Consider the following 11,468-nt stretch of genomic DNA (forward strand, 5'->3'; position numbering starts at 1 on the left):
TCTGGGATGTCCGTCAAACCGGGTCAGGCCCACAGCGACAGAGACCGCCCGTACCCGGCTCTGCACTTCAAGCCGTACCCCGACACCCGGCGAGGGGGCTGACCCGTACCAGCGCGGATGCTCCGGCCGACCGACCAGAAGCGGGCGCACCAGAAGGCAGCCCGCCATCTACAACCAGCAGCCCTTCAGATACGACGAGGCGAAAATGGCCAGGGAATGCCGAAAAGGCAGAAGAGGGCAGCGCAAGGCTCTCGCCGAGGCGTGATGAGTCAAGGTACCCTGCCGCAGCTTCGGACTCGCCGACCGGACGAGATGGTCTCCGGGTCAAGCTCCCCGATCACGATCCCGTGATCACACCAGGCGTCGCCGCCGCGCTGCTGCGACTGGTCCTCGATGCCGCACGCCACAGCCCCGGTGACAAGTACTCCTCACCCTCTCGGAGGTCGAGATGAAATTCGCCTTCTATGGACGAGTGTCCACCGAAGACCAGCAGGACCCGGAGGCATCCCGCCACTGGCAACTCGCGCGCGCCCGCAGTCTCATCGAGCCCGCCGGACACACCATCGTCGCCGAGTACTTCGACATCGGCACATCCCGCTCTCTCCCGTGGAAACGACGGCCACGGGCGGCGGAGTTGCTTGCCGCGCTGCGCGACCCGCGTCGGGGGTTCAGCGGTGTCGTCATCGGCGAGCCGCAGCGTGCCTTCTACGGCAACCATCGGACTCACCTTCCCGTTGTTCGAGCACTTCGGCGTCGAGCTTTGGATTCCCGAAGTCGGGGGAGCGGTCGACCCCGGCAGCGACGCCCACGACCTGGTCATGTCCCTCCACGGCAGGATGAGCAAGGGTGAACGCAACCGCATCAAGGTCCGAGTCCGATCCGCGATGGCCGCCCAAGCCGCGACCGAGGGCCGTTTCCTCGGCGGTCGCCCCCCGTACGGCTACCGGCTCGCCGACGCGGGCCCTCACCCGAACCCGGGCAAGGCCGCAGACGGCAAACGGCTACATCGCCTCGAACCCGACCCGCTTACCGCACCCGTGGTAGCGCGCATCTACCGCGAGTTTCTCGCCGGCAGTGGCATCTACGCCATCGCCGAGCGCCTCACCCGCGACGGCATCCCCTCGCCATCCGCCGCCGACCCCCGCCGCAACCCCCACCGACCCGGCAACGCCTGGGCCAAGAGCGCCGTACGCGTCATCCTGGCCAACCCTCGCTACACAGGCCGACAGGTATGGAACCGGCAACGCAAGACCGAGATGTTGATCGACATCGAAGACGTCGCCCTCGGCCACGAGACGAAGATGCGCTGGAACCCGTCCCGGGAATGGATCTACTCCACCAACCGGGTCCACGAGCCGCTCGTGGACGATGAGACCTTTGAACAGGTCCAAACCCTGGTCGCCGCCGGGGCCCGTCGGCCCGGCGTGAAGACCAAGCCCCGGGCCAGCAAGCGCGGCTACGTCCTGTCCGGCCTGCTGTTCTGCGGCCTGTGCGACCGGCGCATGGTCGGCAGCTTCAACAACAACCGCAACCACTACCGGTGCACCTACGCCGCCGAGTACGCCGACGCCCATGCCATCGCCCACCCCCGCAGCCTCTACATCCGTGAGGACAAGATCGTCGAGCTGATCGACCCGTGGATCGGCCGGGCGTTCCGGCCCACCAACCTGCGAAGCACCCTGCAGGCGATGGTCGACACCCAGCACAGCGACACCGACCAGCACCGGCTCGCCGCCGCCCGCGGAAAGATCACCACATGTGACACCAAGCTCGACCGCTACCGCGCCGCCCTCGAAGCCGGCACCGATCCCGTCCTCGTCCAGCGGTGGACCACCCAGGTCCAAGCCGAGAAGAGCGTTGCCGAGGCCGAACTCCGCCAGCTCACCGCCCGCCGCGCTATGACTCCAGACGAGATCAACACCATCGTCGAGGCCCTCAACGGCATCACCGCGATCCTGCGCACTGCCGAGCCTGCGGACAAGGCCGAGGTGTACCGACAACTCGGCCTCAAACTCACATACAAACCAGGCCCCCGCATCATCGAAGCGGAGGCCGAACCCAGTGGATCATGTATTAGTTTGTGTCCGAGGGGCGATCGATACGGCAACCCCACCAGTCCTGTACGCAGATGCGGATGCCGTAGTCGACTATCGCTGGTAGCTTCCCCCGAGCGATTCCACCGTCTCCACCGCCGGTCTCGGCCCCGATCGCGCCGACGGTAACCTAGTGATCTCCGGCTGCTCCTCCAGGTCGACGTAGTCGCCGCCTCGAGCACCGCCATCGCGCAGCGCAGGTTCTGCGACGGCGGTAGGGTATCTGATGCTGAGCCGCTGCGCCCTGCCGACAATCCTGAAGCCGTACTGCTCCAGAGGCATCGTATCCGTCTGGGTTCCGCCGCAATCGATGCGACCGGAGCATCGGACTGAAATGCCAGGTCGGAGCCCCTTTCCTGAAAGTCAGGGAAAGGGGCTCTTGCTTGTTGACAGGCAGCGAGTGGGCAGACGACGTGCCACGATATGGCTCGTCGCGGCAGCGGCTGGGTCTGCTGCACCGGCAGGTGACAGTTCAAGTCACGCGGCCTGACTGGCCGGTGGGGTCATGATGGTCTCGTACTCGATAGGGGTCAACCGGGACAGGGATCGTTGGCGTCTGCGGCGGTGGTAGGTCCGTTCGATCCGGGTCACGATCGCCGTCCTCAACTGCTGGCGGGTAGTCCAGGATCGACGGTTGAGGACGTTGTTCTGCAGGAGGCCGAAGAAGGATTCCATGGCGGCGTTGTCACCGGCGGCGCCTACTCTGCCCATCGACCCGATCAGGTGATGCTGGTTGAGGGCGCGGACGAACTTCCTGGACCGGAATTGATTGAGTTCGGCCCGCAACGCAACGCGATCCGGTACTGGATCGACGACACGATCTCCCACCGCCCGGACTGCCTGGTGACGGTGGCTCAGCTCGACGGCGAGCAGCGCGACCAGTTGCGGGCCCGAGGTATCCCGTTCGTCGTCTTCGACCCCACCGTCGAACTGCCAGCCGATGTGCCCTTCGTCGGCGCCACCAACTGGGCCGGCGGTCGATCCGCCGCCCGTCACCTGGTCGAGTTGGGCCACCGACGGATCGCGATGATCGGCGGGCCGGGACAGATCCTGTGCTGCCGGGCCCGAATGGACGGGTTCCGGTCGACCCTGGAGACCGCCGGGCTGGGCGCGGCGTCCGATCTGTCGGTCGACGCCGGGTTGAATATCGAGGAGGGTGAGGCCGCCGCACTCGACCTGCTGGCCCCAGACCGGGGCGAGCGCCCCTGTACCGATCGACCTACCGCGATCTTTGCCTGCAACGACCTGCAGGCGCTCGGCGTCTACCAGGCCGCCCGGCGGACGGGACTGCGGATTCCGGGCCTGAGCGTGGTGGGCTTCGACGATCTGCCGTTGGCCACCCTGGTCGACCCTCCGCTGACCACCGTCCACCAGCCGCTCGCCGAGATGGCCGCCACCGCCACCGAGTTGGCGCTCGCTCTGGCGCGGGGAGAGCGGACCGCACAGATCGGGCTCGAGCTGGCGACGGCTCTCACTGTCCGGGGGAGTACCGCACCACCAGCCGCCTGACCGGAAGCGACGGGCATCCGCCGACCCTGGAGAGTCCCTGGCCGATGCGCTCGGCGAGGTCTGGTCGGCTGCTCTGTCTCCGAAACTTCCAAGAAGGCGCTGAAACTACCGCTTGCCATGGCTGAAAGTTTTTGGAAATCTAGCTCCATCGATCAGCCTGTTAGCGCTCACATCGATCGGTGACCGCCAGCTCACCTACCGATCATCTCGTCCGCTGGTAGCAGGCCGCCCCATCCATCGCAGGAGGACCAGTGATTCCCCGGACCCGTCCCGCCCGGCGTCGATTCAGAACGCTCGCCATACCCGGAACGGCCGCGATCGTCGCGGCCCTCGTCGTGTCCCTGTTGCCCACCCTCGCGGAGGCCGCCGCGAGCACGCTCGGTGCCGCCGCCGCCCAGTCCGGCCGGTACTTCGGTACGGCCGTTGCCGTGGGCCGGCTCGGCGACAGCGCTTACAGCACGATCCTGAACCGTGAGTTCAACCAGGTCACGGCCGAGAACGAGATGAAGCCCGACGCGACTCAGCCAAATCGGGGTCAGTTCAACTTCACCAACGGTGACCGGCTGGTAAGCCACGCCCAGTCGCACGGCATGAAGGTCAAGGGGCATACCCTGGCCTGGCACGCTCAGCAGCCGGGCTGGATGCAGTCGCTGTCCGGCAGTGCCCTGCGGCAGGCGATGATCGACCACATCACCGGTGTGGTGACCCACTACCGGGGTAAGCTGGACTCCTGGGACGTGGTGAACGAGGCGTACGCCGACGGCAACGGCGGTGGCCGTCGTGACTCGAACCTGCAGCGCACCGGCAACGACTGGATCGAGGTGGCGTTCCGCACCGCTGACGCGGCCGACCCGAACGTCAAGCTCTGCTACAACGACTACAACATCGACAACTGGTCGGCGGCCAAGACCCAGGGCGTCTACAACATGGTCCGCGACTTCAAGCAGCGCGGCGTGCCGATCGACTGCGTGGGCTTCCAGACGCACTTCACCGGTGGCTCCAGCTACCCGAGCAACTACCGCACCACGCTGTCCAGCTTCGCCGCCCTCGGCGTGGACGTGCAGGTCACCGAGCTGGACATCACCAACGCCGACGTGAACCAGTACCGCAACACCGTCAACGACTGCCTGGCGGTGGCCCGCTGCACCGGCATCACGGTGTGGGGTATCCGCGACTCGGACTCGTGGCGCTCCGGCGAGAGCCCGCTGCTCTTCAACAGCAGCGGCCAGAAGAAGCCGGCGTACGACGCGGTGCTCGCCGCGCTGAACAGCGCGACCCCGAACCCGACCACGCCGGGACCCACCGCCCCACCCGGCTCCGCCGCTGAGATCGTCGGCGAGCAGTCGGGCCGGTGTATCGATGTGCCCAACTCGTCCACTACCAATGGCACGCGGGTGCAGTTGTACGACTGCAACCGGGGGTCGAATCAGTCCTGGACGTACACGTCGAGCAAGCAGCTGCAGGTGTACGGCAACATGTGTCTGGACGCGGCTGGTTCCGGTAACGGTGCGGCGGTGCAGATCTACAGCTGCCACACCGGGACCAACCAGCAGTGGAACGTGAACTCCAACGGCACGATCAGTGGTGTGCAGTCCGGGCGGTGCCTGGACGTGTGGAGCACGGCCAACGGCGCTCAGGTGCAGTTGTACGACTGCCACGGGAACACCAACCAGCGGTTCAGCCTCAGGTCCCTCGGCGGACCGACCACCGTGCCGACGACCGCCGCCCCGACGACTGGCGCGCCGACCACGCCGCCGGGTACCACCTGCAACCTGCCGACGTCGTACCGCTGGACCTCGACGGGCGCGCTGGCGCAGCCCCGGTCCGGGTGGGTCTCGCTGAAGGACTTTACCTATGCCCCGTACAACGGTCAGCACCTGGTGTACGCCACCACGCACGACACCGGGACGACGTGGGGTTCGATGAACTTCGGCCTCTTCTCCAACTGGAACCAGATGGGCTCGGCCAGCCAGAACGCGATGTCGTCGGCCACCGTCGCGCCCAGCCTGTTCTACTTCGCCCCGCGCAACATCTGGGTGCTGGCCTACCAGTGGGGTGGGACCGCGTTCTCCTACCGCACCTCGACCAACCCCACCAACGCCAACGGCTGGGGTGCGCAGCAGACGCTCTCCACCGCCAGCATCTCCAACTCCAGCACCGGCCCGATCGACCAGGCGCTCATCGGTGACGACCAGAACATGTACCTGTTCTTCGCTGGTGACAACGGCCGGATCTACCGGCAGAGCATGCCGATCGGGAACTTCCCGGGCAGCTTCGGCTCGACCTACACGACGATCATGACCGACTCGACGAACAACCTGTTCGAGGCGGTCCAGGTCTACAAGCTCCAGGGCCAGCAGCGGTACCTGATGATCGTCGAGGCGATCGGTTCCCAGGGTCGCTACTTCCGGTCGTTCACGGCGACCAGCCTGGGTGGCTCGTGGACGCCGAACGCCACGAGTGAGAGCAGCCCCTTCGCCGGCAAGGCCAACAGCGGCGCCACCTGGACCAACGACATCAGCCACGGCGAGCTGATTCGCACCAACGCCGACCAGACCATGACGGTCGACCCCTGCAACCTGCAGTTGCTGTACCAGGGCCGGTCGCCGACGTCCGGTGGCGACTACGGCCTGCTGCCGTACCGGCCGGGTCTGCTGACGCTGCAGCGCTGACGCCAGACCCAACCTGAGTGAACCAACCCGGGCGGGTTCGGCAACACGCCGAGCCCGCCTGGCCCCCGCAGCACCGGATCACCCTGCGGTCCGAGCGAGAGCATCCGTCTCGGGCCGTCCCCAGATCTCCGACCACGACGACCAGTGCAAGGAGCCAGGCAATGCCGAAACACAGGTACCTCCTCCCGTCCATCGCGGCCGCGGCAGCCCTTGTCGTGGTTGCGGCTGGCGGCGCGCTCAGCGGCGGCTTCGGCGGAGCGGCGTCAGCCGCCACGAACGGCACCCTCGCGGCGACCGCCGGCTGCGGCAAAGCCCCCACCCTGACCAACGGCACCCGCACGATCTCCAGCGGCGGACAGAACCGCAGCTACATCCTGCGAATCCCAGACGGATACGACCGCAACCGCCAGTACCGGCTCATCTTCGGCTTCCACTGGCTCAACGGCTCAGCCCAGAACGTCTCCTCCGCCGGCTACTACGGCCTCCAACCGCTGTCGAACAACAGCACGATCTTCGTCGCCCCCCAAGGCCTCGACGCCGGCTGGGCCAACACCAACAACCGCGACCTCACCCTCTTCGACGACATCCGCCAACAGGTCGAAAACGACCTCTGCGTCGACACCACCCAACGCTTCGCCCTCGGCTGGAGCTACGGCGGAGCCATGAGCTACGCCGTCGCCTGCGCCCGACCCACCATCATCCGCGCCGTAGCCGTCCTGTCCGGCGCCCAACTCAGCGGATGCAACGGCGGCACCACACCCGTGCCCTACTTCGGCATCCACGGCATCTACGACAGCGTCCTGAACATCTCCATGGGCCGACAACTACGCGACACCTTCGTCCGCAACAACGGCTGCACCGCCCAGAGCCCTCGCGAACCAACCCGCGGCAGCCTCACCCACATCACCACCGTCTACTCCGGCTGCCGCGCCGGCTACCCCGTGCAATGGGCCGCCTTCGACGGAGACCACACCCCCAGTCCCGTCGACGGATCCTCCAGCCCCAACGACTCCCGCACCTGGACCTCCGGAGAAATCTGGAGATTCTTCACCTCACTCGGCTCCACCAACCCCACCACCCCACCCACCAACCCCACCACCCCACCCGGCAACCCGACCACCCCGCCGGTGAACCCGACGACGCCGCCGGCTGGTTCGGCGTCGCGGATTGTCGGGGTACAGTCGAATCGGTGTGTCGATGTGCCGAACGGGTCGCGTACCAACGGGACTCGGGTGCAGTTGTATGACTGCAACGGGCAGGTGCAGCAGCAGTGGACGTACACGTCAAACAAGCAGCTGCAGGTGTACGGCAACATGTGTCTGGACGCGGCTGGTTCGGGTAACGGTAGTGCCGTGCAAATCTACAGCTGTCATGGTCAGTCGAACCAGCAGTGGAACGTGAACTCCAACGGCACGATCAGTGGTGTGCAGTCCGGGCGGTGCCTGGACGTGTGGAGCACGGCCAACGGTGCGCAGATTCAGTTGTACGACTGCCACGGGAACACCAACCAGCGGTTCAACCTCGTCCCCCTCGCCTGACGACCGTGACCGGCTCGACGAACGACGAGCCGGTCCAACCCACCGTTAGCACGCCGGCCCAGCCGCCTGGCCGGGCCGGCTATGGTGCACCCGTGGATAACAGAGCCGGCGCTGTTGCGTTGCCGGTGGTCGTGAGCTGAGGCAGGCTTGACGGGTGAGGCTAGCGAGTGGTCGTCCTTGGTCGCCGCCGAAGTCGGCGTTCACCGGGTTCCGGTTCCCGGCCGAGGTGATCGTCGTCGCGGTCCGCTGGTACCTGCGCTACAACCTTTCCTATCGAAACGATAGAAGAGCTCCTGGTGGAGCGTGGTGTCGAGGTCGACCACGTCACCGTGTTCGGTTGGGTGCAGCGCTTCACCCCCGCTGCTCGCCGACGCCGTCCGGTTCGCCCGCCACTCGCATGGGGATCGGTGGTTCGTCGACGAGACCTGCTCCTACCCACCGACCGGGCTACTGCGCTGCGGCTGTGTGACCGGCTGCTCGACTTGTGGTGGGTCTTGCCTCACCAGCTGCGACGTCGAGCAGGAGCGGCCGGTCGCGGCCTTGCCTGCGGGCCGGCTCCGTGGAGACAGAAAACGTGGCGTTGCGTCCCAGGTGGAGAGGAGTGCGACGTCTTACGCCAAGGCCAGTTTTCACGCGTTGCCGCGAGAGCGGTTGATGTTCCCCGGGCTGGTTGGTCCAGCCACGTCATCGATACGTGAGTGGCTCGTTGGTCAGGGTGAGGTGTCGCAGCGAGGTGATCTCCATGGGCGGTACACCGAGCGTCAATCAGTCCGATCTCCTGGCCGGGTGGCTGCACTCCATGCAAGCCCAGCCCAGAGTCCGAGGGCGCCGGCCATCACCTTCTGTCGGTTTCCTGCGGTTTGCGTTCTACGGGCGGCTCTCCACTGCCGAGTACCAGGACGCCGTCTCGTCACGGGCTTGGCAACTCGACTTGGCAGACCGGACCGTGGCCGAGCAGGGTGAGATCGTCAGCGAGTACTTCGACATTGGCTGCTCGCGTCGTCTGCCGTGGCATGCCCGCCCGCAAGCCGCTGCACTGCTGGCCGCCGTCAACGAGCAGTGCCGGGGGTTCGACGCGGTGATCGTTGGCGAGTACGAGCGCGCCTTCCACGGCGATCAGCTCGCCGGCGTCGCCGCCGTGCTGGCCGCTCACGGGGTCCAACTATGGCTTCCCGAGACCCGCGGCCCCGTCGACCTGAACAACCCCACCCACCAGGCCCTGGCCATGCTGCTCGGGCACCAGTCCAAACGGGGAGTCCTCCGTGCCCGGTTCCGCACCACGATGGCCATGCGCGCGCAAGCCCGCGATCAGGGCCGGCACCTGGGCGGACGACCTCCGTACGGCTACCGCCTCGTTGACGCCGGACCCCACCCGAACACCGCCCACGCCCGCTGGGGACGCCGACTACACCGACTCGCCCCCGACCCGGTCACCGCACCGCACGTGCATTGGATCTTCGCGCAGCGGATTGCTGGAACCAGCGCCGCCGGCATCGCTCGCACCCTCAACCACCTGGGCGTGCCGTCACCATCGCAGTACGACCGCGCCCGCAACCGGCATCAGACAGCAGAAGGGTGGACGGTACGGACGGTCGCGGAGATCCTCGCCAACCCTCGCTACACCGGGCGGCAGGTGTGGAACCGGCAGTACACCGACCACCAGGAAACCGAGCCGGGGGACCGGCGCACCAGCCGAGGATCGGTACGGCGCTGGAATCGACGAGACCAGTGGGTGCTGTCCGCCCGGTTGGTGCACCCGCCGCTGGTCAGCGAGACGGACTTCGTCAAGGCCCAAACGGTGAGCGCCGTCGGCACGCCGGAGGACGGTCAGCCGCGCCGGTACCTGCTCACCGGACTGATCGTCTGCCGAACCTGTGGCCGACGAGCCGACGCGCACTGGGTACGCGGACGGCCCGGATACCGGTGCCGACATGGCCGCACCAGCGCCAGCCCGCCCCTACCCGGCCGGCCCAAGCCGCTGTACCTACGCGAAGACATGCTCCTCGCCCGCATCGCACGGCAACTCGACGATCGAACGACGGAAGCCCGCGACGACGCGCGAGTTACCGCCGCCTACCTGCGGGCGAACCAGGTCACCATCACCTGCGACGCCGACACCATCACACTCGGTCGGCAGCCATCGCCGGCACGAATTCCACGCCAGAAGCAGCGACCCCCACCCGAACCGCTCTGAAACATGAACGGCTTTGGTGGGGGTTAACGTGTCCGAGGGGGGACTTGAACCCCCACGCCCTATACGGGCACTAGCACCTCAAGCTAGCGCGTCTGCCATTCCGCCACCCGGACCTGCACTGCGTCGCCCAAAGACGGCCGGGGCGAGAATCTCGCCCGTCGGCCGCTCGCGGCGCCGCACGGGGGACAACTGTACACGGCGTCGGTGGATCACGCACGGCGGCATACCCCTGGCCATCCGGGGACGCTCTGCCCGCGGAATCGCCCACCACGACGATCTCCTGCGGCAGTCCTGACGGCCTGCATGTGACTCCGGGTTACCGTCACGTCACGATTGTCTCGGCGGGGCGTACGGCCTATCTGGCGGGGCATTGGCCGCTGTGCGCCAGAGGTGTTCTGGTCGGGGTGGCCCAACTCGGCTATTTCGGCCAGCCGGTCGAACGTGGCGTCACCGCCGTGCTGTCGGTGTGACTGCCCGGCCGGCGACGCGGCCACGCGGGTGACGGTAACCATCCGTGCCGAGGGATGTGCCGGCGGTGACGGATCATGGGAATGTCTCGGGCGTCTGCTGGCCTCCGGCTCGCCGAGATGCGGCGACGTGCTCGGCTGCTTCGACCGTCGGCAGCTCGACAACCACCGGCCTGGCCGGGAGGAGATCGGTGGCCGCTTCCTGTCATGCCCGTGGTCCAGTGGGCCGGGCATGCGCAGAGCACCCCTTTAACCTATCGAGTAGATAGGATTTACTGAACACCTGCGCGACAGCACCGCCGACCCCGACCCGGAGTGGCCGTAGCCGGCACCAGAGGTCACCACCGTGGACGGCCGGCGACACCGGCCACCGGACGAGGCGCTGGACTACGGCGCCGGACGGAGGAGTACGTGAGCGAGATCGTTGTCATCTCCGGTAACCCGCGGCCTCAATCGCGTACCCGCGGGCTCGCCGTCTCGGTGGCCGAGGAGGTAGCCCGGCGGGAGAGCGCCGCGCCGCCGGTCGTTCTCGACGTGGCGGGGTACGGCCCGGCCCTGCTGGTACCCGACGGTCCCGGGGTCGCGGACGGCGTGGCCACAGCGCGGGCGGCCCGGGTCCTGGTGGTGGCGACCCCGACCTACAAGGGCAGCTATACCGGAGTGCTGAAGGTCTTCCTCGACCACCTGCCGCACCAGGGGCTGGCCGGAGTGGTCGCGGCGCCGGTCACCGTCGGCGCCACCCCGGCCCAGGCCGCCCAGTCGGAGCGGCACCTGCGTGGCCTGCTCGCCGAGCTCGGTGCCGAGGTGCGGCCCGGCCTGGCGGTGCCGGAGTCCAGTCTCGGCGACCCGGACCTGGCCGCCGGCTACGCCGCCACGCTGCCCGTCCGAGCCTGACACACGGGTTCGCCGCCGGGCTGGCTCCGGTCCGACGTCTACGAGGCCGCCCGGTCATCGCCTTCCTGGGCCGGGCACGCCGACCGCAGCCTCACTGGTCC

General features: G+C 67.5%; 6 protein-coding genes, 1 tRNA gene and 2 pseudogenes. 7 read left to right on the top strand and 2 right to left on the bottom strand.

What is annotated here, in order from left to right:
• Positions 1-674 precede the first annotated feature (674 nt).
• Complete coding sequence (locus AAH979_RS02375) at positions 675-2,222, top strand: recombinase family protein (protein ID WP_346256313.1); 1,548 nt, start codon at positions 675-677, stop codon at positions 2,220-2,222.
• 348 nt (positions 2,223-2,570) lie between these two features.
• Here the strand turns inward: AAH979_RS02375 and AAH979_RS02380 are convergent.
• Positions 2,571-2,885 (bottom strand): annotated as a pseudogene (locus AAH979_RS02380) (integrase core domain-containing protein); the annotation flags it as partial.
• Here AAH979_RS02380 and AAH979_RS02385 point away from each other — a divergent pair.
• The 5 genes and pseudogenes from AAH979_RS02385 (at position 2,820) to AAH979_RS02405 (ending at position 10,006) form a co-directional block, all read left to right on the top strand.
• On the top strand, positions 2,820-3,602 hold the full coding sequence (locus AAH979_RS02385; protein ID WP_346256314.1) for a substrate-binding domain-containing protein: 783 nt from the start codon (positions 2,820-2,822) through the stop codon (positions 3,600-3,602). The pseudogene AAH979_RS02380 and the gene AAH979_RS02385 overlap by 66 nt on opposite strands.
• A 341-nt stretch (positions 3,603-3,943) precedes the next feature.
• On the top strand, positions 3,944-6,274 hold the full coding sequence (locus AAH979_RS02390; protein WP_346256573.1) for a non-reducing end alpha-L-arabinofuranosidase family hydrolase: 2,331 nt from the start codon (positions 3,944-3,946) through the stop codon (positions 6,272-6,274).
• 161 nt (positions 6,275-6,435) lie between these two features.
• Complete coding sequence (locus tag AAH979_RS02395) at positions 6,436-7,812, top strand: ricin-type beta-trefoil lectin domain protein (RefSeq protein ID WP_346256315.1); 1,377 nt, start codon at positions 6,436-6,438, stop codon at positions 7,810-7,812.
• 154 nt (positions 7,813-7,966) lie between these two features.
• Positions 7,967-8,186, top strand: a pseudogene (locus tag AAH979_RS02400) (hypothetical protein); the annotation flags it as partial.
• 557 nt (positions 8,187-8,743) lie between these two features.
• Entirely contained in the window at positions 8,744-10,006 is a 1,263-nt protein-coding gene (locus AAH979_RS02405; protein ID WP_346256316.1) for a recombinase family protein, read from the top strand.
• A gap of 29 nt (positions 10,007-10,035) precedes the next feature.
• Here AAH979_RS02405 and AAH979_RS02410 read toward each other — a convergent pair.
• Positions 10,036-10,119: transfer RNA gene (locus tag AAH979_RS02410), tRNA-Leu, on the bottom strand.
• Between the two features lie 765 nt (positions 10,120-10,884).
• Here AAH979_RS02410 and AAH979_RS02415 point away from each other — a divergent pair.
• Complete coding sequence (locus AAH979_RS02415) at positions 10,885-11,367, top strand: NAD(P)H-dependent oxidoreductase (RefSeq protein WP_346256317.1); 483 nt, start codon at positions 10,885-10,887, stop codon at positions 11,365-11,367.
• Positions 11,368-11,468 lie beyond the last annotated feature (101 nt).

This window comes from Plantactinospora sp. ZYX-F-223 (assembly GCF_039649625.1).
In the GTDB taxonomy this organism is placed as follows: Bacteria; Actinomycetota; Actinomycetes; order Mycobacteriales; family Micromonosporaceae; genus Plantactinospora.